The organism is Pseudoduganella sp. R-31 (assembly GCF_049913235.1).
GTDB lineage: Bacteria > Pseudomonadota > Gammaproteobacteria > Burkholderiales > Burkholderiaceae_D > Rugamonas.
In genome coordinates, this window is record NZ_CP183986.1 from 6,597,903 (window position 1) to 6,622,542 (window position 24,640).

At 63.1% G+C, this 24,640-nt stretch carries 24 protein-coding genes; 13 read left to right on the forward strand and 11 right to left on the reverse strand.

What is annotated here, in order from left to right:
- Positions 1–24: 24 nt before the first annotated feature.
- Together ACN9MY_RS30095 and ACN9MY_RS30100 are read right to left on the reverse strand one after the other, a co-directional pair.
- Complete coding sequence (locus ACN9MY_RS30095; RefSeq protein WP_426336574.1) at positions 25–1,050, reverse strand: LacI family DNA-binding transcriptional regulator; 1,026 nt, start codon at positions 1,048–1,050, stop codon at positions 25–27.
- A gap of 12 nt (positions 1,051–1,062) precedes the next feature.
- Positions 1,063–1,674, reverse strand: coding sequence for a glutathione S-transferase family protein (locus ACN9MY_RS30100; protein ID WP_426165858.1), 612 nt, complete (start codon positions 1,672–1,674; stop codon positions 1,063–1,065).
- A gap of 133 nt (positions 1,675–1,807) precedes the next feature.
- Here ACN9MY_RS30100 and purB point away from each other — a divergent pair, with 133 nt between their 5' ends.
- The 4 genes from purB (at position 1,808) to ACN9MY_RS30120 (ending at position 5,095) form a co-directional block, all read left to right on the forward strand.
- Entirely contained in the window at positions 1,808–3,181 is a 1,374-nt protein-coding gene (gene purB, locus ACN9MY_RS30105) for an adenylosuccinate lyase (protein ID WP_426165860.1), read from the forward strand.
- A 246-nt stretch (positions 3,182–3,427) separates the two neighbouring features.
- Positions 3,428–3,952, forward strand: coding sequence for a cytochrome b (locus ACN9MY_RS30110; RefSeq protein WP_426319571.1), 525 nt, complete (start codon positions 3,428–3,430; stop codon positions 3,950–3,952).
- Between the two features lie 15 nt (positions 3,953–3,967).
- Positions 3,968–4,513: a YceI family protein gene (locus tag ACN9MY_RS30115; RefSeq protein WP_426165862.1), complete on the forward strand. Its 546-nt coding sequence runs from the start codon at positions 3,968–3,970 to the stop codon at positions 4,511–4,513.
- Positions 4,514–4,528: 15 nt separating this feature from the next.
- Positions 4,529–5,095, forward strand: a complete 567-nt coding sequence (locus ACN9MY_RS30120) for a YceI family protein (protein ID WP_426165864.1) — start codon at positions 4,529–4,531, stop codon at positions 5,093–5,095.
- A 59-nt stretch (positions 5,096–5,154) separates the two neighbouring features.
- Here ACN9MY_RS30120 and ACN9MY_RS30125 read toward each other — a convergent pair whose 3' ends face one another.
- Positions 5,155–6,252 (reverse strand): hypothetical protein, encoded by a 1,098-nt coding sequence (locus ACN9MY_RS30125; protein WP_426165866.1) that lies wholly within the window; start codon positions 6,250–6,252, stop codon positions 5,155–5,157.
- Between the two features lie 132 nt (positions 6,253–6,384).
- Between ACN9MY_RS30125 and ACN9MY_RS30130 the strand changes: the two genes are divergently transcribed.
- From ACN9MY_RS30130 to ACN9MY_RS30140, 3 genes are all read left to right on the forward strand, one after another.
- Positions 6,385–6,654 (forward strand): GlsB/YeaQ/YmgE family stress response membrane protein, encoded by a 270-nt coding sequence (locus ACN9MY_RS30130; RefSeq protein WP_130309989.1) that lies wholly within the window; start codon positions 6,385–6,387, stop codon positions 6,652–6,654.
- A 214-nt stretch (positions 6,655–6,868) separates the two neighbouring features.
- Positions 6,869–7,120, forward strand: coding sequence for a hypothetical protein (locus tag ACN9MY_RS30135; RefSeq protein ID WP_426165868.1), 252 nt, complete (start codon positions 6,869–6,871; stop codon positions 7,118–7,120).
- 149 nt (positions 7,121–7,269) lie between these two features.
- Positions 7,270–9,432, forward strand: a complete 2,163-nt coding sequence (locus ACN9MY_RS30140; protein ID WP_426165870.1) for a S46 family peptidase — start codon at positions 7,270–7,272, stop codon at positions 9,430–9,432.
- Positions 9,433–9,550: 118 nt separating this feature from the next.
- Here the strand turns inward: ACN9MY_RS30140 and ACN9MY_RS30145 are convergent, their stop codons facing one another.
- Positions 9,551–9,874 carry a DMT family transporter gene (locus tag ACN9MY_RS30145; protein WP_426165872.1) on the reverse strand — a complete coding sequence of 108 codons (324 nt, stop codon included), beginning with the start codon at positions 9,872–9,874 and terminating at the stop codon, positions 9,551–9,553.
- The gene (locus tag ACN9MY_RS30150) at positions 9,871–10,485 is read right to left on the reverse strand and encodes a glutathione S-transferase family protein (RefSeq protein WP_426165874.1); all 615 of its coding nucleotides are present in this window, start codon (positions 10,483–10,485) and stop codon (positions 9,871–9,873) included. Before ACN9MY_RS30150 ends, ACN9MY_RS30145 begins: the two co-directional genes overlap by 4 nt.
- 91 nt (positions 10,486–10,576) lie before the next feature.
- Here ACN9MY_RS30150 and ACN9MY_RS30155 point away from each other — a divergent pair, with 91 nt between their 5' ends.
- The 6 genes from ACN9MY_RS30155 to ACN9MY_RS30180 are packed head-to-tail and all read left to right on the forward strand — an operon-like array spanning position 10,577 to position 17,127.
- Positions 10,577–11,476: a LysR family transcriptional regulator gene (locus tag ACN9MY_RS30155; protein WP_426336575.1), complete on the forward strand. Its 900-nt coding sequence runs from the start codon at positions 10,577–10,579 to the stop codon at positions 11,474–11,476.
- A 33-nt stretch (positions 11,477–11,509) separates the two neighbouring features.
- Positions 11,510–12,073 (forward strand): NADPH-dependent FMN reductase, encoded by a 564-nt coding sequence (locus ACN9MY_RS30160; RefSeq protein ID WP_426165878.1) that lies wholly within the window; start codon positions 11,510–11,512, stop codon positions 12,071–12,073.
- A gap of 37 nt (positions 12,074–12,110) precedes the next feature.
- Positions 12,111–13,820, forward strand: coding sequence for a M14 family zinc carboxypeptidase (locus ACN9MY_RS30165; protein WP_426336576.1), 1,710 nt, complete (start codon positions 12,111–12,113; stop codon positions 13,818–13,820).
- 10 nt (positions 13,821–13,830) lie between these two features.
- A complete protein-coding gene (locus ACN9MY_RS30170; RefSeq protein WP_426165882.1) occupies positions 13,831–15,987 on the forward strand; it encodes an FUSC family membrane protein in 2,157 nt (718 codons plus the stop codon).
- An 8-nt stretch (positions 15,988–15,995) separates the two neighbouring features.
- Positions 15,996–16,280: a YkgJ family cysteine cluster protein gene (locus tag ACN9MY_RS30175; protein WP_426319573.1), complete on the forward strand. Its 285-nt coding sequence runs from the start codon at positions 15,996–15,998 to the stop codon at positions 16,278–16,280.
- A 7-nt stretch (positions 16,281–16,287) separates the two neighbouring features.
- On the forward strand, positions 16,288–17,127 hold the full coding sequence (locus ACN9MY_RS30180) for an isocitrate lyase/PEP mutase family protein (RefSeq protein WP_426319574.1): 840 nt from the start codon (positions 16,288–16,290) through the stop codon (positions 17,125–17,127).
- Here ACN9MY_RS30180 and ACN9MY_RS30185 read toward each other — a convergent pair.
- The 6 genes from ACN9MY_RS30185 to ACN9MY_RS30210 all read right to left on the reverse strand — a co-directional run bounded on the left by ACN9MY_RS30185 (position 17,113) and on the right by ACN9MY_RS30210 (position 24,519).
- Entirely contained in the window at positions 17,113–17,421 is a 309-nt protein-coding gene (locus ACN9MY_RS30185; protein ID WP_426165888.1) for a hypothetical protein, read from the reverse strand. The two genes, ACN9MY_RS30180 and ACN9MY_RS30185, sit on opposite strands and share 15 nt — an antisense overlap.
- Before the next feature lie 11 nt (positions 17,422–17,432).
- Positions 17,433–18,251: a hypothetical protein gene (locus ACN9MY_RS30190; protein WP_426165890.1), complete on the reverse strand. Its 819-nt coding sequence runs from the start codon at positions 18,249–18,251 to the stop codon at positions 17,433–17,435.
- Between the two features lie 48 nt (positions 18,252–18,299).
- Positions 18,300–19,850, reverse strand: a complete 1,551-nt coding sequence (locus ACN9MY_RS30195; protein ID WP_426336577.1) for a diguanylate cyclase — start codon at positions 19,848–19,850, stop codon at positions 18,300–18,302.
- A 7-nt stretch (positions 19,851–19,857) separates the two neighbouring features.
- Positions 19,858–21,807, reverse strand: a complete 1,950-nt coding sequence (locus ACN9MY_RS30200; RefSeq protein ID WP_426336578.1) for a prolyl oligopeptidase family serine peptidase — start codon at positions 21,805–21,807, stop codon at positions 19,858–19,860.
- Positions 21,808–21,810: 3 nt separating this feature from the next.
- The gene (locus ACN9MY_RS30205; RefSeq protein WP_426165896.1) at positions 21,811–23,286 is read right to left on the reverse strand and encodes an APC family permease; all 1,476 of its coding nucleotides are present in this window, start codon (positions 23,284–23,286) and stop codon (positions 21,811–21,813) included.
- Positions 23,287–23,403: 117 nt separating this feature from the next.
- Positions 23,404–24,519: an NADH:flavin oxidoreductase/NADH oxidase gene (locus tag ACN9MY_RS30210; protein WP_426336579.1), complete on the reverse strand. Its 1,116-nt coding sequence runs from the start codon at positions 24,517–24,519 to the stop codon at positions 23,404–23,406.
- Positions 24,520–24,640 lie beyond the last annotated feature (121 nt).

The window sequence follows — 24,640 nt, forward strand, 5'->3', positions numbered from 1 at the left end:
CGTGCGCAATGCAAACGGTTGCAATCAGCGCGAGCTGGCGCGCTGGATCAAGGAAGTGGGAAGTTCAATCGAGCGGGCCGCCTGGCCCTCGGTCTGTGCCAGCAGGGCTGCCACCATGGCGCGCCCCGCGTCGCGCACGGGCTGGCGCACCGAGGTCAGGGGAGGATGGAAGTAGGAAGAGAGCTCGATATCGTCATAGCCGACGACAGCCACATCGCCCGGCACCGAGCGGCCCTGCTCGCGCAAGGCGTTAATGGTCATCATGCCCAGCAAGTCGGAACAGGCAAACACCGCGTCGTACTGCACGCCGCGCCGCGCCAGTTCCGCCACCGCCTCGCGCCCGCCTTCCGGCAGGAAGGAAGCCCCCACGCACAGCTCGGGATCGAGCGCGATGCCGGCCGCCTGCAAGGCCGCGCAATAGCCGCGGTAGCGCTGCTCGACTTCCGGCAGGCGCGTATCGCCGAAGAAGGCAATGCGGCGCCGGCCCTCGGCCAGCAAATGCTCGGCAGCCAGGCGGCCGCCGCTCAGGTTATCGCCGCCGACGGTGCAATACAGCTGCTGCGGCATCTGCGCCCCCCACACCACCAGCGGCACATGGCGCGCCGCCATTTCGTTCAACTGGTCGTGGTGGCCCCACTGGCCGATCAGGATGATGCCGATCACGCGGCCCGTATCGAACGGCGTGGCGGCGGAGTCGAGCTGCTCCGCATCCACGCGCGACAGCAGCATGTCGAAACCCTGCTCCGTCAGCGCATCGGCCAGGGAGCCGATCATCGACAGGAAGAAGGGATCGGAAAGGCTCTGGTGCACCTTGGCATCGGATGGCACCACCACGGCCACCGAGCGGTTCTGTTTCAGGCGCAGGTTCTGTGCGCCGACGTTGATGGTGTACTTGAGCGAACGCGCCAGCTCCATGATGCGGGTGCGCGTCTCCTCGTTAACCAGCTTGCTGCCGGCCAGAGCACGCGACACGGTGGAGGTGGACACCCCCGCCAGGCGGGCGATGTCCGCCATCTGCAGGCGTTCCTGGGACGGTGGCTTGGCTGCCATGCGGGGCGGCGCTTACGCCTGCGGGACGGTGTCTTTGAAGGATTGGCGCTCGGACAGCTTGTCGTACAGGCGGCCCAGGTTAGGATGCTTGCCGCGCCAGTCGATATCCGGGAAACGGAAGCTCAGCCAGCCCAGGCAGCAGCCCACGGCAACGTCGGCCAGCGAATAATGGTTGCCGGCACACCAAGGATCGTCATCCAGGCGCTCGGACATCGACGCCAGGCCCAGTTCCACCTTTTGCATCTGGCGCGCAATCCAGGTTTCGCTCTGCTGTTCGGGCGGGCGCTGGTTGCGCTCGAGGCGCATCAGCACCGCGGCATCCAGCACCCCGTCTGCCAGCGCTTCCCAGCACTTGATGTTGGCGCGCTCGCGGCCATTCGGTGGCAGCAGCTTCGACACCGGCGACACGGAATCCAGGTACTCGACGATCACGCGCGAATCCTGCATCGCGTAGCCGTCTTCCATGATCAGGCAAGGCACTTTGCCGAGAGGATTCAGTTTCTGGATGGTGGTGTCGGGCGCCCAGACGTTTTCCAGTTCCAGTTGATAGTCGAGTTTTTTTTCCGCCAGGACGACACGAACCTTGCGTACATAAGGGCTGGCGAGAGAACCGATTAGTTTCATAGGTGCTGAAAGTGGAGAATTAGACAACAGTATAGCATCGCGCCCCGATAGCAGGCGCAGCGTAGTGGCGGGAGGACGACGACCGGCCAATGGTAAAATCCTGTTTTTTCCCGCCTCCCTTCCCTGCATTATCATGACAACTCCTTACTCCACCCTGTCGGCCCTGTCCCCGCTGGACGGCCGTTATGCTTCGAAAACCGACAAGCTGCGCCCGATCCTGTCCGAATCCGGCTTCATGCACCACCGTGTGAAGGTCGAAATCGCGTGGCTGCAAGCGCTGTCGCTGGCCGGTTTCGCCGAAATCAAGCCGTTTTCCGCGGCCGGCACCGCCCTGCTGGACAAGCTGGCTGCCGAGTTCACCGAAGCCGATGCCGCCCGCATCAAGGAAATCGAAGCCGTCACCAACCATGACGTGAAGGCGGTGGAGTACTGGCTGAAGGAAAAAGTAAAGGACGTGCCTGAGCTGGTGGCCGCCTCCGAGTTCATTCACTTTGCCTGCACCTCGGAAGACATCAACAACACCTCGCACGGCATGATGCTGAAAGCCGCCCGCGACGGCGTGATGGTGCCGGCCCTGAACGGCCTGGTGGCCCGCCTGAAGGAAATCGCCCACGCCAACGCCGAGCTGCCGATGCTGAGCCGCACCCACGGCCAGACCGCCAGCCCGACCACCCTGGGCAAGGAATTCGCCAACGTGATCGCCCGCCTGCAGCGCGCCATCGAGCGCATCGCCAAGGTGGAAATCCTGGGCAAGATGAACGGCGCCGTCGGCAACTACAACGCCCACCTGTCTGCCTACCCATCGTTCGACTGGCCGGCGTTCTCCAGGAACGTGATCGAGCAGCGCCTGGGCCTGGTGTTCAACCCGTACACCATCCAGATCGAGCCGCACGACTACATGGCCGAGCTGTTCGACGCCTTCGCCCGCGCCAACACCATCCTGCTGGACCTGAACCGTGATATCTGGACGTATGTGTCGCTGGGCTACTTCAAGCAGAAGCTGAAGGCCGGTGAAATCGGTTCCTCCACCATGCCGCACAAGGTCAACCCGATCGACTTCGAAAACTCGGAAGGCAACCTGGGCCTGGCTAACGCTGTTCTGAAGCACCTGTCTGAGAAGCTGCCGGTGTCGCGCATGCAGCGTGACCTGACCGATTCGACCGTGCTGCGTAATATCGGTGTCGGTTTCGGCTACACCCTGCTGGCTTATGACTCGTGCCTGCGCGGCCTGAACAAGCTGGAAGTGAATCCTGCCCGCCTGGAAGCCGACCTGGATGCGTCGTGGGAAGTGCTGGCGGAGCCGGTGCAGACTGTGATGCGCCGTTATGGCATCGAGAATCCGTATGAGCAGCTGAAGGAACTGACTCGCGGCAAGGGCATTACCAGGGAAGCGCTGCGTGAGTTCATTGGCGGCCTGGCGATTCCCCAGGATGCCAAGGATCATCTGCTGGCGATGACGCCGGCGAATTACACCGGTATTGCTGCTTCCTTGGCTAAGGCCATTTAAAACCGGTAAACCCGGGTCTGACCCACAGGGTCAGACCCAGAATGACCTCACGGCCAACGGGGTTGGTTCCAGGCTCTTGACCTTCTCAAAAAGTCAAAGGCCCAGAACCAATCCCGCGGCCGTTGCGCAGTCTGGGTCTGACCCTGCGGGTCAGACCCAGACTTTCCGGTTTTAAGGAAGCTGTAAGCAAGTTAAGTTACCCTCTGGTATATTAGTCCTAACACGTACTATCTACCAAGGGTCACAATGGAACGCTACACACGAACTGCTATCGCGCTGCACTGGCTGATCGCCCTGCTGATCGTAGCCGCGTTCATTCTCGGCCTGGTGATGACCGACATCCCCGGCCTGACCCCGACCAAGCTCAAATACTATTCCTGGCACAAATGGATGGGCATTACCGTGCTCGCCCTGGCTGCCGGCCGCCTGCTGTGGCGCCTGAAGCAGCAACCACCCGCCTTCCCCCGCTCCATGAGCCAGAGCCAGGTGAAGGCCGCCGAAGCCGGCCACTGGTTCCTCTACTTCCTGATGTTCGCCGTGCCGATTTCCGGCTACCTGTACACCACGGCCGCCGGTGTGCCGGTGGTCTACCTCGGCCTGTTCAAGATCCCATCGCTGTTTGAAGCCAGCCCGGCCCTCAAGGCAATCCTGAAACCGGTACATTACTGGCTGAACATGCTGCTTGCCGCCGTCGTCATCGGCCATATCGGCGCAGCGCTGAAACACCAATTCATCGACAAGGACGGCCTGCTCAAGCGCATGCTGCCATAACCTGGAGCCACACCCATGAAGAAAAGCGTATTACTGGCCGCCCTGCTGGCCGTGGCGGCTGCAGCCAGCGCCGCAGTCCTGAAAGCCGATCCTGCCAAGAGCAGCGTATCGGCCGTGTTCAAGCAAATGAACGTGCCGATCGAATCGAAGTTCAAGAAGCACAATATTGTCATCGACTACAACGCTGCCGCGCCGGACACTTCCAAGGCCACGGTCGAAATCGAAACCGCCAGCCTGGACCTGGGCGAAGCCGAGATGAACGCCGAAGTGGCCAAGAAAGACTGGTTCAACTCGGCCCAGTTCCCTAAAGCCACCTTTGTCTCGACCGCAATCAAAAGCGCCGGCCCGGGCAAGCTGAATGTCAGCGGCAAGCTGACCATCAAGGGCAAGGCCGCCGACGTCACCTTCCCGATCACTGTCAAAGCCGACGGCGGCAAGCAAGTGTTCGACGGCGCGCTGCCGATCAAGCGCCTGGCCTTCAACGTTGGTGAAGGCGAATGGAAAGACACCGGCATGGTTGCTGACGAAGTGACCATCAAGTTCCACGTAGTTGCTCAATAACCCCCTGGAGACACCATGAAACTGAAGTTCCTGACCGCCGCCCTGCTGGCCGTATCCGCTGTTGCCGCCAACGCCGCGACCTACAACATCGACCCGACCCATACCTTCCCAAGCTTTGAAGCCGACCACATGGGCCTGTCGGTATGGCGCGGCAAGTTCGACAAGACCAGCGGCACCATCCAGATGGACCTCGCCGCCAAGACCGGCAGCATGGACATCACCATTGACGCGGCCTCGATCGATTTCGGCATGGACAAGATGAACACCCACGCCAAGTCGCCTGACATGTTCAACGTCGAGAAATTCCCGACCGTGACCTACAAGGGCAAGAACTTCAAATTCGAAGGCGACCAGCTGGTAGCCGTGGAAGGCGAACTGACCATGCTGGGCGTGACCAAGCCGGTGACCCTGAAGGTCAACAAGTTCAAGTGCATCATGCACCCGCGCTACAAGCGCGAAGTCTGCGGCGCCGACGCCTCGGCTGAATTCAAGCGCACCGACTTCGGCCTGAACTACGCCACCCCAGCCTTCGCTCCCGAAGTGAAGCTGGCAATCCAGGTCGAAGCCATCAAGGCCGACTAATACTCCAGCCCGTGTCACACCCGAGAGCCTGACCCCATGGTGTGACACGAACGCGGCCGTTACGGGAGTTCCCGCTCGTAGGCCGCGCGCACCGCATCCCTGGCGTGTTCCCATGCCATGCGCGATTTGCCCTTCACCGTTTCCCAGTCACGTTCCAGCTGGTCTTTCAGCTCCTCCCACGTGCCGCGATAGCGTTGGCGTGCGGTGTAGCCGAGCATGTAGGCTGGCTCGTAATCGTCGTAGTCGAAGGTCGGGTTGAAGTAGGCTTCGTTGCGGTAGTGGTCCTGCCAGTAGACCCGTTCTTCGCTCGGGTTGAGCAGGGTGCCGATGCCCTGGCCTGCCATGCCGCCAGCCAGCGCGCCGATGGCGCCGCCCGCAGCCATGCCGACCGGCCCGGCCGCCGCACCGGCTGCAATGCCGGCTGCCGCTCCGCCGCCCGCACCGACGCCGGTGGCGAGGTTGTGGTCATCCTCATCGTCCTCCGCTTTCGGGTTGACGATTTCCGCCGTCCCCTTGCCGACAAAGGCGCCCGCTACGCCGCCGATTACGGCGCCGGCCACCATGCCCGGCAGGCCCGCAGGTGAGCCGGCAGCAGCGCCAGCCAGCGCGCCGCCGGTGGTGCCGACGCCGACGCCCACCACGTGCTCGCCTTCACTCTCTTTCCACGCGCTTTCAATATCGGCCGCGTCGACCGAATCGCGCGTATGCACGCCCATCAGGATGCCGCCGGAGCGGATGCCTTCTTCATAGTGCTTGATGCGTTCTTCAGGGATGCCGGCGCCGATCAGGGCGCCCACCAAGCCGCCGGCCACGCCGCCAGCGCCGGCGCCTGCCAGCGCGGCTGCCAGCGGACCAGCCACCACGACGCCAAGGCCGGGCAGCACCAGAGTGGTGCCCATGGCCGCCACGGCAGCGAGGGCGGCGCCGATCGCACCGCCAACGCTGGCGCCAATGCCGGCGCCTTCCCCTGCTTTCGAACCCAGCTCCGTACCCGGCTCGCCGCTGAAATAGCGCTGGCGGGTATCGTCGCTCATGACGACGTTGATGTCGTCCTTGCCGTAACCGCGGGAGGTGGCGTGCTGCCAGGCACGCTCGGCGCTGTTGCGGTCACGAAACAGGCCGGTCACCATGCGGGATTGCTTGTCTGCAGTGTTCATGGGAATTCCCCCTTTTTTGCATGAGTCCCGGACACGATAGGCCGCAGCGCCCTGCATATCTGTACGTTCGCGCACGGAATATCCGTCCGCGCATGTCCTACACTGGAATCATCAACAATAAGGGGGGCGGATATGAACTTCATTATCTGGATTGTGATTGGCGGCATCCTGGGCTGGCTGGCCAGCCTGGTCATGAAAACGGACGCGCAACAGGGCATGTTCCTCAACGTGGTGGTCGGTATCGTCGGCGCTCTCCTGGGCGGCTGGCTGTTGTCGCCGCTATTCGGAACAGGCACCATCAATACGGACGATTTCAGCGTACTGTCGCTGGCGGTCTCGTTCCTCGGGGCGGTGATCCTGCTGGCGATCGTGAACCTGGTCTTCCGCGGACGGGTCAGATAGGGCGTAAAGATTCCTCACAGGCCAGCGCTGCGGCGCTGGCTTTTTTTTCGCCTTTGCGGAACTTCCCGTGGTATCTGGCGTCCCACGCAGCACCAATAGCAAGGGAGGCTGCGATGGCACAGGGACCGACGGAGCATGACCGTATCAGCAATGTCGAAAAAGCGCTTGATGGACAGAACTTACTCGGGAGCAATTTCGAGACATCCTGAAGCGGATGGATGCTGCGCAAGTGCAGGCCGACGCGAAATACGAGCGCCAGTTAGCCCGGATGGATGCCGAGCACGCGCAGGGCGAAGCGAAATTTGAACATCAGCTAGCACGCAGCGATGCCCTGAATGCGGAAGGGCGGCGGCGCCACGATGAGCTGATTGCGCGAATGGATCGCAAATTCGACCGCCTGACGATCCTGATCCTTACCTCCTGGCTCTCGACGCTAGCCACCGAACTCTACCTCCACTTGCGCTGATACAACCAATGCCGCAGCGCAACAATTCAACATCCCGGCAAATTTTCTTCAGTTTTGGGCCGCTTTTTTGGTGTTGACGCCAGGCGCTGCCGTGCCGATACTCTAGGGCGCCTGCAACAAAGGCCGCTACAACAACCAATTCAAGATCCATGAAAAAATCACTCCTCGCGCTCGCCGTCCTGAGCACCACCTCCGCAGCTTTCGCAGACGAAGGCATGTGGATGCCGCAGCAACTACCACAAGTAGCCAAGCAACTGAAAGCCGCCGGCCTGAAGCTGGACCCAGCCTCGCTGACCAAGCTGACCGAGTTCCCGATGAACGCCATTGTCAGCCTGGGCGGCTGCTCCGCGTCCTTCGTGTCGCCGCAGGGCCTGGTCGTGACCAACCACCACTGCGTGTACAACAGCGTGGCGGTCAACTCGACCAAGGAACGCGACCTGCTGGCCAACGGCTTCGTGGCGCACAGCCTCGACCAGGAACTGCCGGCCGCGCCGGGCAGCCGCGTGTTCGTGACCAAGGAAGTGCTGAACGTCACCGACAAGATCATCACCCCGGAAGTGGCCAAGCTGCAGGGCAAGGCGCGCGTGGACGCGATCGAGAAGAACCAGAAGGCCCTGGTAGCGGAATGCGAAAAGGATGAAGGCCACCGCTGCACAGTGTCGTCCTTCTACGGCGGCCTGGAGTTCTACCAGATCAAGCAGTTGGAAATCCGCGACGTGCGCCTGGTGCACGCGCCGGCAGCCGGCGTCGGCAAATTCGGCGGCGACACCGACAACTGGATGTGGCCGCGCCACACCGGCGACTACGGCTTCTACCGCGCCTACGTGAGCAAGGACGGCAAGGCCGCCGACTACTCCAAGGACAACGTGCCTTACCAGCCCAAGTCGTTCCTGAAGCTGGCGAAGGAAGGCGTGAAGGAAGGCGACTTCGTGATGGTGCTGGGCTACCCTGGCCGCACCAACCGCCACCGCCTGCCGTCCGAAGTGTCGAACACCTTCGGCTTCGAATACCCGGCCTTCATCCAGAACTCGAACGAGACCCTGGCCATCATCGACCGCGAAACCAAGGGCGACCGCGATGCGGCCCTGAAGGTAGCCGGCCGCGTCGCCAACATCAACAACTACTACAAGAACCGCAAGGGCATGTTGAACAGCTACGAAGGCAGCGATGTCCTCGAGCGCAAGACCGCCGAACACGCAGCACTGAAGGCATGGGTAAACGCCGACGCCAAGCGCAAGGCAAGCTTCGGCGCCGACCTGGAAGCCGTGGAAAAGCTGATCGCCCAGCGCGACGCCGAGAACAAGCGCGACTTCTTCTACGACCGCTCCTCGCCAGCCATGCTGACCGTGGCGCGTGCGATGTACCGCCTGGCCAACGAAAGCACCAAGCCTAACGCCGACCGCAAAGCCGGCTACCAGGAACGCGACGTCAAGCGCATCGAGCAATCCGTCAAAGGCGTCAACAAGACGTATGTGGCCAAGGTCGACAAGGCGATCGTGCTGAACAACCTGAAGCAATACAACGCACAGCCGGCGGCGGAGCACAACGCTGTATTCGACTCCGTGCTGGGCATCAAGGCCGGCATGAGCGAAGCCGAACTGTCGGCGGCGCTGGACAAGCTGTACGCCGGCTCCAAGCTGGAAGACGGCGAGTTCCGCGCCTCCTGGCTGGGCAAGAAGCCGGAAGACTTCAAGGCCAGCGACGATGCCTTCATCAAGGCAGCCGTGGCACTGTACGACGAAGGCATGAAGCAGGAAGCCGCCAGCGAAGAACTGGCCGGCAAGATCCAGCAGTCCTACGCGAACTACATGAAAGCCAAGATCGCCTTCATGAATTCGAAAGGCCAGGCGGTATATCCTGACGCGAACAGCACCCTGCGCGTGACCTTCGGCAAGATCGCCAGCCGCGCGGAAGGCGCTGACGGCACCACCGGCTGGTCCGCCTTCACCACCGTGGCAGGCGTGAAAGCCAAGGCCACCGGCGAAGGCGAGTTCAACGCCCCGCAAGCGCAGCTCGACGCGATCAACAAGAAGCAGTTCGGCAAATACGTCGATCCCAAGCTGAAGTCGGTGCCGGTGAACTTCCTGGCCACGCTGGACATCACCGGCGGCAACTCCGGTTCCGCCGCGCTGAACTCGAAAGCCGAGCTGGTAGGCCTGGCGTTCGACGGCACGCTCGACTCGATCATCTCGGACTGGGACTTCAACAAAGCCAAGACCCGCGACATCCAGGTCGACCTGCGCTACATGCTGTGGAACATGAAGTACATCGACAAGGCCGACAACCTGCTGAAGGAAATGAACGCCGAGTAATCCACGGCCCAGCTCGTGTCACACCTTGGGGTCACACCCCAAGTGTGACACGAACACAAGCATTACACGGCTGAGCCCGTGTCACTCTCGGGGTGTGACCCCATGGTGTGACACGGGCTCAGCCGTTTGTGAGCTTGAGGCCGGCGATGCTGGCGATGATGGCGGCGATTAGCAACAGCCGCAACGGTGTGGCGCTTTCGCCGTATGCGACGATTCCTACCAGGGCGGCGCCTGCCGCTCCAATTCCCGTAAAGACCGCAAACGCTGTGCCGACCGGCAGTTGGCGCAGGGCCATCGCCAGCAGCACGATCGCGCCGTTGGCGAACGCCAGGCCGAAGAGGCTGGGCCAGAGCCGGGTCCAGCCTTCGGCGTGCTTGAGCGCTACGGCCATGGCGATGTCCACTAGCGCCGCTGCCAGCAACAGGCCCCACGCGGCAATCATGGCTTTGCTGCGGCCAGGCCGCGTTGCACGGCCGGACGCGCGCCTATGCGCTCGACCCAATCCGCCACCGCCGGGAAATCAGCCAGCGTGACGCCCAGCTCGTGGTGCGAGCGTATCCACGGGAAGCTGGCAATATCGGCAATCGTGTATTCGTCGCCCGCCAGGAAGGCCTTGTCGTGCAGGCGTTCTTCGAACACACCCAGCAAGCGCAAGGTCTCGCGGCCGTAGCGTTCCAGCGCCTGCTCGTTGCGCGGACTTCCCTTGGCAACGCCATGGCGGAAGAACCACAACTGCCCTAGCATCGGCCCGATATGTCCCACCTGCAGGAACAGCCATTGCAGCGCCACGCTGCGCTCCACGCCGGAGGCCGGCAGCAGCTTGCCGGCCTTGTCGGCCAGGTGGATCAGGATCGCGCCCGATTCGAAGACCGGCGTGGTGTCGTCCACCAGCAGCGGAATCTTGTGGTTCGGGCTCATGGCGCTGAACGGCGGCTGGTGCTGCTCGCCCGCGGACAGGTTCACATGGTGAACCTTGTGCGGCAGGCCCAGTTCTTCCAGGGCGATGGTGATCTTTTGCCCGTTGGGCGTGTCGGCGGTGTACAGGGTTAGCATGGTCGGCTCCTTTCGTGTTTTGATGGAGTCCAGTGTATGCCCCGCAAAAACGCATTAAAATTCCCTAAAACAGCAGAACGGTTAAGCAAATATGCAGAAACTTGACTGGGAGGACTTGCGCTACTTCGCTGCCGTCGCGCGCGGCGGTTCCATCTCGGCCGCAGCCCGTGAGCTGGGCGTCAACCATTCCACCGTGCTGCGCCGGATCGATAGCCTTGAGCAGGCGCTCGGCGTGCGCCTTTTCGAACGCTTGCAGTCCGGCTATGTGATGACCGGCGCCGGCGAGACCCTGCGCGGCCGCCTTGGCCCCATCGAGGAGGAAATCGGCAGCGCCCAGCGCGAAGTGGGCGGCCTGGATGAAGAACTGCGCGGCGCCATCCGCCTGACCACCACCGACACGCTGGCGCATGGCCTGCTGATGCCTTACCTGCACCGCTTCCAGGAAGCCCACCCTGCGGTGCAGCTGCAACTGGTTGTCAACAACAGCTTCCTTAACCTCACCCAGCGCGAAGCCGACATGGCGCTGCGTCCGTCGAACACGCCGCCGGCCAACCTGGTCGGACGCAAGGTGGGTGCCCTGGCGACGGCGCTGTATGCCTCCCACGCCTACCTGCGCCGCGTCGATCGCGAGGGCATCGCACGCGATGACTGGGCGGCGCACCGTTGGGTGGCGCCGGACGACAGCCTGTCCCACCTGGCGGCTGCCCAATGGCTGGCCGAGCGCGTGCCGCCGTCGCAAGTGGCGGTGCGCACCGACAGCCTGGTGACCATGGTCGATGCCGCGCGCAACGGCATGGGCGTGGCGCCCCTGCTGTGCATGCTGGCCGACCGCGAGCGCGCGCTGGAGCAACTGGCCCCGCCAGACCCGCGCTTCCACACCCAGCTCTGGGTCCTGAGCCACCGCGACTTGCGCAACGTGGCACGGATCAAGGCCCTCAGCCAGTTCCTGTACGACACCCTGCGACAGGACGCGCATGTTTTCCCCGCTTGATGTACATTGTCTGTTTTACAAGGAGCCACACCCATGACCAAGAAAATCGCCCTCATCGTCGGCAGCCTGCGCAAGGATTCGCTGAACCGCAAATTCGCCAACGCGCTGGTGGAAGTGGCGCCAGCCGAGCTGCAATTCGAGTTCGTCGACATCGGCGACCTGCCGCTGTACAACCAGGACCTGGACGACGCCAACACTCCGCCTGCCGCCTGGACTGCCTTCCGCGACAAACTGCGCAATGTGGACGGCGTGGTCTTCGCTACGCCGGAATACAACCGCGGCACGCCCGGCGCCCTGAAGAACGCCATCGACGTCGGCTCGCGTCCATGGGGCAAGAGCATCTGGGCTGCCAAGCCGGTAGGCGTGATTTCCGCCTCCATCGGAGCGGTGGGTGGTTTTGCGGCCAATATGCAGGTGCGCCAGTCCATGGTGACGCTGAACGCGCCCGTCATGGCCGGCCCGGAGGTCTACATTGGCACCGGCCAAAACCTGCTCGGCGAAGACGGCAAGGTCAATAACGACAAGACCAGGGAAGTGCTGGCCGGCTGGGCCGCCGCTTTCGCGAAATGGGTGGAGGCTAATGGCCGCAAGGGCTAAACCCGGGGCCAAATGGTAAAATCGCTGATCCCCCCACATGCAGAAACCTGAGATCCAGACCATGCAAGAAATGCTCACGCCTTACGAAAAAGGCAATAAGAACCAGACTACCCTCTGGACCGAGTGCATCGCCTTCTACGAAGAACTGGCACGCCGCTTCCCGAATATCCTGAAATTTGAACAGGCAGCCGTGTCGGACGGCGGCATCCCCCTGCATGTGGGCGTGGTCAGCGCCGACGGCGTTTTCGACCGCGAAACGATCAAGCGTGAAGGCCGTACGGTCTTCTTCAACAACAACGGCATCCATCCTGGCGAGCCGGAAGGCATCGACTCCTGCATGGCGACCGTGCGCGACCTGTGCTTCAAGCCGGAGCTGCTGGCAAGCCTGGGCAAGACCGTGCTGCTGTTCGTCCCGGTCTATAACGTGGACGGCTGCCTGAATCGCCAGAACACCTCGCGCGCCAACCAGGACGGCCCGGAGATGTTCGGCTTCCGCGGCAACAGCCGCCACCTGGACCTGAACCGCGACTTCGTCAAATGCGACACGCTGAACGCGAAGTTCTTCAACCAGCTGATCACCGCCTGGGACCCGGACGTGATGGTCGACACCCACACTTCCAACGGCGCCGACTACAGCTACACCATGACCCTGATCCACACCCAATGCGACAAGCTGGGTGGTGAACTGGGTGCCTTCCTGCGCGACACCATGCTGCCGCAGATCTATGAGGACATGGCCGCCGCCGGCTGGCCGACCTGCCCTTACGTGAACCCTGTGGTGGAAACCCCGGATGACGGCATCGCCGACTTCCTGGAAACCGCACGCTTCTCGACCGGCTTCACCGCCCTGCATAATATCATCGGCTTCATGCCGGAGACGCATATGCTGAAGCCTTACGCCGACCGCTACGAGTCGATGCGCGCCCTGGTCGACACCGTGCGCAACTTCACCGTCAAGCACGGCGAACAGATCAAGGCCTTGCGCGCGGCCACCAAGGCCGCGCAGCGCAAGCAAAAGGAATGGGCCGTCACCTGGCGCATGGACGAAGAGAATCCAGGCACCTTCCACTTCAAGGGCTACGAGGCGCAGCGCAGCCCATCCAGGCTGGGCGACTACATCCGCCTGTCCTACGACCGCAGCAAGCCATGGGCGCGCGACATCAAGTGGTTCAACCGCTTCCCCGCCGATGCAGTGATCAGGGCGCCGAAGGCCTACGTCGTGCCGCAGCAATGGCGCGAAGCGGTCGAGCGCCTGCAGTGGAACGGCGTGCAGATGACACGCATCGAAGCGCCGACCACGGTGCAGGCCCAGTACTACCACATCAACAGCGTGACATCGCGCCCGACCGCCTACGAAGGCCACATGTTCCACGACGAAGTGGAAGTCGAAAAGCGCGAGGGCACGTTCGAGCTGAGGGCCGGCGACTGGTACATCTCGCTGGACCAGGACAACGCGCGCTACGCCGTCGAGACCCTGGAACCGCAAGGCCACGATTCCTTCTTCCGCTGGGGCTTATTCAACTCCGTCCTGGAGCGCAAGGAGAACATCTCCGACTACGTGTTTGAAGACCTGGCCGCCGACATCCTGGCTGCCGAACCGGAAACCAAAGCCAAGTTCGAGAACTGGAAAGCCGCCAACCCGGCGCTGGTGAAGGACAAGGACGCAGTGCTGCACTTCATCTTCCACAACTGCCAGCGACAGCGCGAGCCGGAATGGCGCCGCTACCCTGTCCTGTCGATTGTGTAAGACGGGGACCATGCACTACGCACTAGACCCCCGCACCTTCTTCTACAGTCACTACTTCCACCTGGGCCTGCGCTTCGGCGCCGGCCTGGTGGGCGTTATTGCGCTGGCCATGTGGCTGACCGACACGCATACCGCGATGTCGATCGGCATTGGCGCGCTGTGCACTGCGTTGATGGACATGCCAAGCCCGCTGCGCCACAAATTCAACGAGATGATGGCATCGGTGCTGCTATGCACCGCCGTCACCCTGCTGATCAGCCTGTGCGGGCCTTATTACTGGCTGCTGATGCCGATGCTGGTGGCGGTGAGCTTCTTCGCCAGCATGATGGTCGTGTATGGCAAGAAGTCGATGCCGCTGCAACTGGCGACGCTGTTCATCATGACCATGTCGACCGAGCATGTGCTGACGCCGGCCCAGTCGTTCGCGCACGCCGGCCTGTTCATGCTTGGCGCACTGGCTTACCTGGCCTATGCCATGGGCATTGCCTGGGTGCTGCGCCACCGCATCAAGCAGCAGGTGCTGGCGGAGGCGCTGTTTGAGCTGGCGGCCTATATCGACATCAAGGCCGACTTCTACGACACGCGCTACAACCTCACCGAGCAGTTCAACAAGCTGGTGCGCCACCAGGCCCTGCTGGCGGACCGCCAGCAGGCCTCGCGCGACCTGATCCTGCGCGCGCACAACAACCGCAAGGATGCGGTGGTGGTGCAGATCCACGTCTGCATGCTGGACCTGTACGAGCAGGTGCTCGCCACGCACACCGATTATGCGTCGCTGCGTACCCACCTGCTCGACTCCCCCGCGCTGCGCACCCTGCACGACTTGGCGTACAAGGCGGCGCGCGATATCGAATCCGTCGCGTATGCCGTGACCCGCAAGCGCGCTTCCTACCCGGAAGTCGACTACACGCCCGAACTGGCGGCGCTCGAGCAGCAGATCGCCGGCCTGCAGGACGACCTGGATGCCGGCAAGCCGCGGCGTGAAGCGGTCACCGTGCTGCGCGCGCAGCGCAACAAGATCACCGCCATCATCCGCATGATCGGCGAGCTGCACGTGTCGAGCCAGAAGGTCTACGAAGACACGCCGTTCTGGCGCGACATGGACATGCAGCCCTTCCTGTCGCAGCAGAAGTACGAACTGCAGCTCATGCTGTCGCACTTCCGCATGGATTCGCCGATCTTCCGCTTCGCCTTGCGTGTATCGATGGCGATTGCCGCCGGGCTGGCGATCGGCGCGATGCTGCCGTACAAGGCACACAGCTACTGGATCGTGCTGACCATTGTGATCATCCTGAAGCCCAGCTTCAGCATGACCAAGCAGCGCCGCTCGGACCGCATCGTCGGCACCATCATCGGCTGCATCATCACGGCCGTGGTGCTGAAGTTCATGGACCACCCTGCGGCAATCCTGACGGTGCTGGTGCTGTCCTGCATCGCCACCCCGACCTTCATCTACCTGCGCTACCGCTACGCGGCGATTGCAGTGTCGGTGATGATCCTGCTGTGGATGTACCTGGTCGCGCCAAGCAGCAACCTGATCTCCGAGCGCCTGGTGGACACCTTCGTCGGCGCCGCGATCGCGACTGCCTTCAGCTTCGTGCTCGCGAACTGGGAATACCAATCGCTGCCGCACCTGATCAGGCAAGTGCTGTCGGTGAACCTGAGCTATATGGAAGCCAGCTTCGACCTGCTGCAAGGGAAGTACCGCAACGACTTCATTTACCGCATCCAGCGCAAGCGGCTGATGGATTCGCTGGCCGCCCTGAGCGCCGCCCTGGTGCGCATGCTGGACGAGCCGGAAAGCAAGCAGCGCGCGGCGGAGGACATCAACCTGTTCATCGTGCAGAACTACTTGTTGGTGGCGCACGTTGCCGCCCTGCGCGCGATCCTGCGCCGCCACGTGCGCGACATCCCGAGCGATGCGGTGAATGCCATGCTGGACGCCAGCCATGCCTCCGTATGCCGCACGCTGACGGTGGCACTGTCGCGCCATACCGGCGCCACGCCTCCGGCAGCACCGCTGCGCCGCGAGCCCCTAGCCGAGCCGGAAGTCGCCTGGTCCGGCTGGCCGCTGGTGCAGCGACGCATCCGCCTGCTTCAGGCAGATGCGGATAAAATCATCGTTCATAGCGAAGCGATTGTTCGCAACGTTGCAAACGGTGATTGAGGAGTGGGATGTCGCACTGCCAAAGCTGCGGCGCATGCTGCGCCAGTTTCAGGGTTTCGTTCTACTGGGGCGAAGCTGTTCCCGCACACCTGACGGTACCCATCACGCCTCACCGTGCCGCCATGCGCGGCACGGAATCCAGGCCGGTGCGCTGCATCGCGCTTGAGGGGGAGGTGGGCAAGGCGGTCGGCTGCAGCATCTACGGCGAACGCTCCTCCACCTGCCGCGACTTCGCCGAGTACACCCAGGAGTGCAACAAGGCCCGCGCCATGCACGGGCTTCCGCCGATATGAGGACATCATGAAAAGCCAGCTTGAGAAATCGAAGGAGTTCGAAGCACTGCATGGGAGCGGCGCCTGTTTTGTCATTCCCAACCCGTGGGATTGCGGCTCGGCGCGATTGCTGCAGCATCTTGGCTTCAGGGCGCTGGCCTCCACCGGCGCCGGCTACGCTTTTTCCCAAGGGCGCAGCGACCTGAGTGTCGACGCGCAGGCCATGATGCCGCACCTGGCCGAGCTGGCCGCCGCCACCGACCTTCCAGTCTCTGCGGACCTGCAGAACGGCTTCGGAGACGCACCGGAAGCGGCAGCCCAGGCCATCATCGAAGCTGCCAGGGCCGGTGTGGTCGGCGGCTCCATCGAGGACGCCAGCGGCAATGCCGGCCAGCCGCTCTACGATATCGGCCTGGCTGCCGAAAGGATTCGCGCAGCGGCACAGGCAGCCCGCTCGCTCGGCTTCAAATTCATGCTGACGGCACGCGCGGAAAACTACCTATACGGGCGCCCGGACCTCAGGGACACGATCCAGCGCCTGCAGGCCTACCAGGAAGCGGGCGCGGATGTCCTGTTCGCGCCTGGCATCCAGTCGAAAGACGATATCCGTGCCATCGTGTCCTCAGTTGACCGGCCGCTGAACGTAATCATGGGATTCCAGGGTGTCCAGCTCACTGTTGACGAACTGCGCGAGCTTGGCGTGGCCCGCGTGAGCCTGGGCGGTTCGCTGGCCCGCGCAGCTTATGGCGCCTTGCTGCGCGCGGCAACCGAAGTGCAGTCTTCCGGCACTTTCAGCTATGCAGAAGAGGCCATTCCGGCCAAAGAGATGAACCGCATCTTTTCTGCCGGCGACTTATTTGCCCGCTAGCCGTTCGCGAATCTTGCCGTCGACATACAGGGTCCGCTTCTCACCGGACACGACGTATTTGATCTCGCAGTCGCGGGGAACAGTGCCGAACGAGCGCCCGTTGACGTAGACGATACGGTCCTTCAGCTCCACCGTTTCGCCGTTCATGACTGCGATTCCGGTCTCGCCGCGGATGACCGCCACGTTGTCGCCATGCTCCTGGCGAATCGATGCCGAGTTTGCCGCCGGCTCCGCCGCATGTGACGGCAACAAGGCGAGCGCCAGGATCAACGCCGCAGGATGGACAATTTTCATTCGGTTTCCAATCAAGCCTTGTTCGGTGCGACGTACAACTTCCCGCCTTTCACATCAAACACAACGCGATGACCGCGGAAAAAGGGCGCGCCCAGGATTCCGTCAAACGGTGCGCCATCGAGGTTGGTGTGATAGACCTTCATATCCAGCATCAGCGATCCGCTGATGTCGCGCAACTCGCAAGCCTGAGCCGTGTTGCAAGCCAGGCCGCGCTTGACAAGGTTGACCTGCGCGCCGGTATCCAGCACGAACTTGAGCTGCTTGCCGCCCGCGACCAAGGTTACCACCGGACCTTCTCCGCCGTATCGCAGATCAAGCGAGCGCCACTCCGGCGTCCCGAGCAGGGCCGCCTGTTCGGCATCGAGGATCGACATGGTCCGCCTCTTGTAATCGAACAGCAGCGGGAAGTTGGCGAATGCCTCAAGGCCGATCGAACCGCCTTCACGCGCCCGTGTCAGTTCAGCTTCGGGTCCTTCCGGAGCGCCTCCCCATGTCGTGTGGACCTGGCCGGCCACCGGCGCGAGCAGGGTCGAACCAACAATGACTTTTTCAGCCAGGAGGCGCGGCACCTCATAAACGTTACCGTGAATGTCCTTGAACTTCTTCTTTTCGTCGAGGACCTTGACCGTGCCCGCCTTCTCGATGACCGCGGCAGGCAGCGATATGCCAAGCTTGCCGCCGGAATCGAACATGGCACGGGTCGATGCAGCCCCGACCGCGACGTTGATGAATGGAAGTCCGTTAATCAGTTCGACCGGAACGACATCAGGCGCTGCGAAAGCATGCTGGCTGATTGCTGCGGCGAGAACAAAGCTTGAGACGATACGCACTGGTTCGTGTCCTATGCATTGATGAAAGGGCAAGGATACCACCTGGCTTCAAGCGTGGCAGACCCGGTTGCGGCCCGATTCCTTTGCGCGGTAAAGCAGCGCATCAGCCTTTTGCAGCATGGTCTCGGCGCTGCCGGCCGCGATGTCGGCGTAGACGCCCATGCTCATGGTCACCTTCAGGTCCGGATGTACTTCATGCCATGGGAAGCCCTCAATCAGCGCACGCAGCTTGTCGCATAAGGCAACAGCTTGCGGTCCTCCGGTTTCGGGGAAGGCCATGACGAACTCCTCGCCGCCGTAGCGCGCAACCAGGTCCGACAGGCGCATATGCTTGCGCAAGATGCTGCCGACGTGGCGCAGCACAGTGTCGCCGGTGGCATGCGAATAAGTGTCGTTGATCTTCTTGAAGTGGTCGATATCGCAGATGACCAGCGCCAGCGGGCGCTTGTGCCGCACCGCCTGGTTGAACAGGGTGTTGGCCTGCTCGTCGAAGTGACGGCGGTTATAGAGTTGCGTCAGGGCGTCGCGGATACTGAGTTCGCGCAGCTGCTCCGCCTGTTCGAGGATAGTGGCGTGCGAGGTATTGAGCTCTTCGTGGCTGTGCGCCAGTTGCGCGCTCATGGCGTTGAAGGCAGTTGCCAGTGCGGCTACTTCGTCCTTGCCCTGCACCGGCACCTCCTGCCGCAGCTCGCCTTTCTGCATGCGCTTGGCGGCCCTGGTAAGGCCGCTCAGGCTGCGCGACAGGCCGCGGCTCAGCAGCACGCCGAGCAGCGTTGCCAGGCCTGCCGCGGCGGCAATGCCCCACAACAGCGAGTTGTACAGGGCATCCAGGTATTTCTGTTCCTGCGGCGTCGGTGCCAGCGTGCCCTCCGAGGACATGTAGGCGACGGTCTGGTTCTTTACCACGATGGCACGCGCCGAAGAACGCAGGTTTTCGGGCAGTGCTTCGCCATAGTGGAGCTGCCCGCCGCCAAGCAGCACACGGTAGTCAGCATCGGTCAGGATGAAGCGGAACGGAGGCGGTCCGTCGCGGCGCGGCGGCGGACCGGGAATCTCGCCCGGCGGGTGCTGCTCTCGCGCTTCCGGCATAGGACCAAAGCCATCGCGCGGCGGGCGCCGGACAGCGGGCAAGGTGGGATCTGGCGGCGCACCGCGATAATCAGGCGGCGGGAAGCCTCCATCCGGTGCGGGGGTGCCGCTGCTGCGGCGCGCGGCAGGCAAGTTCGGATCCGGCGGTGGTCCGCCGCCTTCGCGCGGCACATAGATGCCGGCCTGCGGCGGCGGCGCATATCGCGCCTGGTTGTTGATGCGCGGCGGCATGCGCTCCAGCATTTCGCTGGGCAGCTCGGCGCCGCCACGCCGCTCGCCTTCCTGGCGCCGCACGAAGCGGTCGAAGGATTCCGTTGCGATGGCGGTCTGCCAGTCGCCATACTCGGCCAGGTAGGCCGTCATGTAGGTATGGAAATGCTCTGCCGCCTGCTGCCGGCGCAGCGAGTCGACCTTGTAGTTTACGCTGACGTAGGCGACCGCGCCCACCAGGGCCACAGAACCAAGCCCTGTCGCCAGCAGGGCCGTCATCATCTTGTACCGCAATCGCATCGCTCGCTTACTCGCCCAGGTAACGTCCAAACCATTCGATGGTGCGCTTGCGCAGGTCCTGCTGGTGCTCCGGCTCGCGGATGCTGTGGCCTTCGCCCTCGTAGATCACCAGCGAGGTCGGCACGCCCATCGCCTTCAGGCCGTGCCAGAACTCCATCGACTGCACGGGCGGACATTCGACATCGCGTTCTCCGACGTACACCAGCGTTGGGGTGCGCGCCACCTTGATCGACTCGATCGGCGACAATTGGCGGTAGATCGCCGGGTCGTCGTAAGCGGAAGCTCCGAAGAATGGAATCATCCACTGGTCGATGCCGTTCTGGCCGTAGTAGGAGATCCAGTTCGCGATGCCGGCGCCGGCAACGGCGGCCTTGAAACGCTGCGAATGCGTCACTCCCCACATGGTCATGAAGCCGCCGTAGGAGTGGCCCATGAGCCCCAAGCGATTGGCATCGACCGGTGCCGCATCCGCCGCGGCGTCGATGCCGGCCAGGATGTCGCGCAGGTCGCCGCCGCCAAAGTCGCGGCGATTGGCGCGGGCGAAGTCCTGGCCCTGCCCGAAGCTGCCGCGCGGATTGGGCAGGAAGACGAAATAGCCCTTTTCCACCAGTTCGCGCAGCAGCGGGTTGCCCTGCTCGCCCGGCGATATGTAGCGCGGCGATGCCGCGGCAGCAGGACCGCCGTGCACCTGCACGATCATTGGATATTTCTTTCCCGGCACCAGGGTGCGGGGACCGATCAGCCAGCCCTGTACGTTAAAGCCTTCGCTCTTCCAACTGATATTCTGTACCGCGACTTGCGGTGCCAGGTGGGCATTGTCGTCGGTGATCGCGCGCATGGCGCCAACCGGGCCGGCCACGATGGCGGGTGCGTGCTCGAAGTCTTCCTGCAGTGCGGCGGCCTTGCTGCCGTCGTCGCTGAACGACATGCGTCCGTCGCCTGCGCCGGTCGACGCGGCGACGGAGCGCAGGATCGTGCTATGGCCCTGCGGATCCAGGGACAGCACGGTCGACTTCTCGCCCATCAGGGCATTGGCCAGCAAGTCCTTGCCGCGCCATGCGAGCGTATTGAAGGTGCCTTTGAAGCCAGGCGTCAGGTTGACCGGCTCGCCGCCCGCCAGCGGCACCGTGTAGACGTCGCCGCCCACAGAGCCGAAGTCGCTCATCAAGCCGCCAATGAAGGCCACGGTGCGGCCATCGGGCGAGACCCGCGGCATGTTCAGCTGCGTGGCAGGGCTGGCCACGATGCGCAGTGCGCCGCTGGCGGCATCAATTTGGGAAAGCTTGGCCATCCACCAGTTGTTGTCTCCATTGCCTTTGGCGCTGCTGGCAATGAAACCCTTGCCGTCCGGCGTCCAGTCGTATTCGTAGATGAAGGTATCGGCAGGCGACGCCAGCTTGAGCGTGCCGCCAGCGGCCGGAATGGTGGCGATGCGCTGCGCATCTTCCTCTGCGCCGATCTCTCCTACCAGGCGCGCGCCGGCAGCCGTCGCGCCGGTTTCCTTTTTCGCGCCGATGGTGGCCAGCAGCGATAGCGTACGTCCGTCCGGAGACCAGCGCGCGGTACTGGCGACACCTTGCACGGTGGCCAGTGCTCGCGCCTTGCCGCCGGTTGCGATGTACAGCCACGCCGAAGAAGCGCGCTTGTCGCTGGCGACAAAGGCCAGCGCCTTGCCGTCCGGCGACCAGGACGGCTTGTCATAACTGCATGTGGAGCAAGGATCGAATTCGGCGGCGATGGCGCCGGTCGCGGCATTGCGAACGACCACGGTGGGGTGCGGGCGCTTGCCATTGCCGGTGTCGATGGATTCCAGCGACACGACGCGGTCGCCGGCTGGGGAAATCGCAACCGAGCGGTAGTCGCGGATGGCGGAGCCCGGAGACCCCGCCTGGGCAACCGCCCCAGAGATTATGGCCGTAGCCAGGAATGCTGTGTGGGCGATTGCTTTGACCTGCATTGTTTATACCTTGTTAAGCCTGGAGTTCCGGATTCCGTAGATGAAGTAGGTTAGCACCGCAACGACCATCCAGATAGTGAAAATCATCTTGGTGGCGTGCGACAGGTTGATCATCAGGTAGCCGCAGGCGACGATGCTCAGGCCCGGCACGAAATACGGGCCGAAAGGAACGCGGAAACCGCCCTTCTTGTATGTGCCAGCTGCGCGCTCCTGCGAACGCAGCACCGGCACCGCAATCGATACCACGATAAAGGCAGTCAGGGTGCCCATCGATACCATGTCCCACAGGAAGGTGGAATCGACGAGGCCGGCGACAATGCCAACCACCACGCTGACGATCAGCGTATTGGCAACAGGCGAATGGGACTTTGGATTCACGCTTTGGAATGCCTTTGGCACCAGGCCATCCTTGGCGATCGCATACAGGATACGGGTCTGGCCGTAGATCGTTACCAGGGTCACGGAGAAGACCGAGATCACGGCGCCGGCCGACAGGATCAGCGCAGGCCAGGCCTTGCCGGTCACGTTCTGCAGGATCACGGACAGGCCGGCGGCCTGGCCTTCGAACATATGGGCCGGCTGCGCGCCCATGGCGGCCATGGCGACCAGCATGTAGAACACGGTCACCAGCAGCAGCGCGGCAATGATGCCGATCGGGACGTTGCGCTTCGGGTTGCGCACTTCCTCGCCGGCGGTTGCGATGGTATCCAGGCCGATAAAGGAGAAGAACACGGTTCCTGCTGCGGCGGCAATGCCGCTGGCGCCCGGCAGCCATTCGCCTGGCGTCGGCTTCAGGAATGGCGTGAAGTTATTGGTGTCGAAGCCGGTAAAGGCGACGGCACAGAAGAAGATCAGGATCGCCAGCTTGATCATCACCATGATGGCGTTGGCGGTAGCCGATTCCTTGGCGCCGCGCACCAGCAGGAAGCAGCACAGCGCCACCAGGATCACTGGCGGCAGGTTGAAGTGATCCATATGCCACACCGTTCCGTTCGGGGTCGAGACGATCATCGGCGAGCGCAGGTTTTCCGGGATCTGCCAATGGAAGGCGTTGACCAGGAAGTTGTTCAGGTAGTCGGACCAGCCAATCGCCGTTGCACTGGCGGCAAGCCCGTACTCGAGCAATAGGCAAAAGGCGACGATGAAGGCCATGAACTCGCCCAGCGTGCGGTAGGCGAATGAGTAGGCGGAACCGGCTGCAGGCACGCGGAAGGACAGCTCGGCGTAGCACAGGGCGGTCAGGCCTGCGGTCAGCGCGGCCAGCAGGAAAGACAGCACGACGGAGGGGCCAGCTTTCGGCACCGCTTCGACCATGGTGAAGAAAATACCGGTGCCGATCGTGGCGCCGACGCCAATCATCGTCAGCGAAAACAGCCCGATGGAGCGGCTAAGGCCCTCCCCGTGCAGGCTCGTGCCGGCATCCGACTCCACCGGGACCGGCTTGGTACGGGTCAGCTTCTGGACCAGCGATTGATTCACAGGCATATCCTTCAGGACAAAAAAACCCCACGATTATAAGACCTCGCAGTTGCTGTACCTAAAGGATTTTGATGCCGGAATGGCAACCGTGGCGAGCGCCCCACGGAGCCACGTGTTTTAACGCTGCCCGAGGCGCGTTTCGCCGAACAGGTTTGTCAATTCCCGGGGCTGGGAGCGCCAGTACTGCGGCGGTGCAGCAACCCGGGCGCCCAGGGCCGCCGCCGCATGCCATGGCCAGCGCGGGTTGTACAGCATGGCGCGCGCCAGGCCCACCATGTCGGCCTGGTTGTTGGCGATGATCGCTTCGGCGTGCAACGGCTCGGTGATCAGGCCCACGCCAATGGTTGGCATGCCTGTTTCCGTCTTGATGCGCTGCGCAAAATGAACCTGGTAGCCGGGACCGAGGGGGATCTGCTGCAACGGCGATACGCCGCCGCTGGAGACGTGGATAAAGTCGGCGCCGCGCCGTTTCAACTGATGCGCCAGCGCTACGCACTGTTCGATGTCCCAACCGCCTTCGACCCAGTCCGAGGCCGAAACGCGCATGCCGATCGCCACGTCGCGTGGCAGGGCGCCGCGCACGGCGTCGAACACCTCCAGCGGGAAGCGCATGCGGTTTTCCAGCGAACCGCCGTACTGGTCGCTACGCTGGTTGGCCAGCGGCGACAGGAACTGGTGCAGCAGGTAGCCGTGGGCGCCGTGCAGCTCGATCGCTTCGATGCCGAGGGCATGCACGCGCAGCGCGGAACTCACGAAATCGGCCTTGACCTTGGCCAGGCCCGCCTCATCGAGTGCCAGCGGCGCAGGATCGGCAGCCGCATGCGGCAGCGCGGAAGGTGCAACCGTCTGCCAGCCGCCGCCCTGCCCCGGCGCCAGGGCTTGCCCGCCTTCGAACGGCGGCGCACTGGAGGCCTTGCGGCCCGCATGCGCAAGCTGCACGGCCAGTTTGATCGGCGAATGGCGACGAATCGCCTGCACGATGGGCGCAAGCGTGCGCTGGTGCTCGTCCGACCAGAGCCCCAAGTCGGCCGGCGAGATGCGGCCTTCCGGCGAGATGGCTGTCGCTTCCAGGATCAGCAGGCCGGCGCCGGACAGCGCCAGGTGGCCGTAGTGGATCATGTGCCAATCGGTCGCAAGGCCGTCGTTGGCGGAGTATTGGCACATGGGCGCGATGGCGATGCGATTCGCCAGGTCCAGCGGGCCCAGGGCATAAGGGGAAAACAGATGGCTCATAAAGTTACAAGTGCTTACTATTGATACAGGCTTGCGCCTAGCTCGGCGCGGCATGCATTGATAAGCTGCGAAGCATGCAAAACCGCTACTGAGAAGGAGCCTGCCATGTACCGAAAAATCC

What these genes read in the sequence shown, in the direction of transcription:
- ACN9MY_RS30095 (WP_426336574.1), bottom strand. Translation starts at nt 1,050, where the DNA reads ATGGCAGCCAAGCCACCGTCCCAGGAACGCCTGCAGATGGCGGACATC.
- ACN9MY_RS30100 (WP_426165858.1), bottom strand. Translation starts at nt 1,674, where the DNA reads ATGAAACTAATCGGTTCTCTCGCCAGCCCTTATGTACGCAAGGTTCGT.
- purB (WP_426165860.1), top strand. Translation starts at nt 1,808, where the DNA reads ATGACAACTCCTTACTCCACCCTGTCGGCCCTGTCCCCGCTGGACGGC.
- ACN9MY_RS30110 (WP_426319571.1), top strand. Translation starts at nt 3,428, where the DNA reads ATGGAACGCTACACACGAACTGCTATCGCGCTGCACTGGCTGATCGCC.
- ACN9MY_RS30115 (WP_426165862.1), top strand. Translation starts at nt 3,968, where the DNA reads ATGAAGAAAAGCGTATTACTGGCCGCCCTGCTGGCCGTGGCGGCTGCA.
- ACN9MY_RS30120 (WP_426165864.1), top strand. Translation starts at nt 4,529, where the DNA reads ATGAAACTGAAGTTCCTGACCGCCGCCCTGCTGGCCGTATCCGCTGTT.
- ACN9MY_RS30125 (WP_426165866.1), bottom strand. Translation starts at nt 6,252, where the DNA reads ATGAACACTGCAGACAAGCAATCCCGCATGGTGACCGGCCTGTTTCGT.
- ACN9MY_RS30130 (WP_130309989.1), top strand. Translation starts at nt 6,385, where the DNA reads ATGAACTTCATTATCTGGATTGTGATTGGCGGCATCCTGGGCTGGCTG.
- ACN9MY_RS30135 (WP_426165868.1), top strand. Translation starts at nt 6,869, where the DNA reads ATGGATGCTGCGCAAGTGCAGGCCGACGCGAAATACGAGCGCCAGTTA.
- ACN9MY_RS30140 (WP_426165870.1), top strand. Translation starts at nt 7,270, where the DNA reads ATGAAAAAATCACTCCTCGCGCTCGCCGTCCTGAGCACCACCTCCGCA.
- ACN9MY_RS30145 (WP_426165872.1), bottom strand. Translation starts at nt 9,874, where the DNA reads ATGATTGCCGCGTGGGGCCTGTTGCTGGCAGCGGCGCTAGTGGACATC.
- ACN9MY_RS30150 (WP_426165874.1), bottom strand. Translation starts at nt 10,485, where the DNA reads ATGCTAACCCTGTACACCGCCGACACGCCCAACGGGCAAAAGATCACC.
- ACN9MY_RS30155 (WP_426336575.1), top strand. Translation starts at nt 10,577, where the DNA reads ATGCAGAAACTTGACTGGGAGGACTTGCGCTACTTCGCTGCCGTCGCG.
- ACN9MY_RS30160 (WP_426165878.1), top strand. Translation starts at nt 11,510, where the DNA reads ATGACCAAGAAAATCGCCCTCATCGTCGGCAGCCTGCGCAAGGATTCG.
- ACN9MY_RS30165 (WP_426336576.1), top strand. Translation starts at nt 12,111, where the DNA reads ATGCAGAAACCTGAGATCCAGACCATGCAAGAAATGCTCACGCCTTAC.
- ACN9MY_RS30170 (WP_426165882.1), top strand. Translation starts at nt 13,831, where the DNA reads ATGCACTACGCACTAGACCCCCGCACCTTCTTCTACAGTCACTACTTC.
- ACN9MY_RS30175 (WP_426319573.1), top strand. Translation starts at nt 15,996, where the DNA reads ATGTCGCACTGCCAAAGCTGCGGCGCATGCTGCGCCAGTTTCAGGGTT.
- ACN9MY_RS30180 (WP_426319574.1), top strand. Translation starts at nt 16,288, where the DNA reads ATGAAAAGCCAGCTTGAGAAATCGAAGGAGTTCGAAGCACTGCATGGG.
- ACN9MY_RS30185 (WP_426165888.1), bottom strand. Translation starts at nt 17,421, where the DNA reads ATGAAAATTGTCCATCCTGCGGCGTTGATCCTGGCGCTCGCCTTGTTG.
- ACN9MY_RS30195 (WP_426336577.1), bottom strand. Translation starts at nt 19,850, where the DNA reads ATGCGATTGCGGTACAAGATGATGACGGCCCTGCTGGCGACAGGGCTT.
- ACN9MY_RS30200 (WP_426336578.1), bottom strand. Translation starts at nt 21,807, where the DNA reads ATGCAGGTCAAAGCAATCGCCCACACAGCATTCCTGGCTACGGCCATA.
- ACN9MY_RS30210 (WP_426336579.1), bottom strand. Translation starts at nt 24,519, where the DNA reads ATGAGCCATCTGTTTTCCCCTTATGCCCTGGGCCCGCTGGACCTGGCG.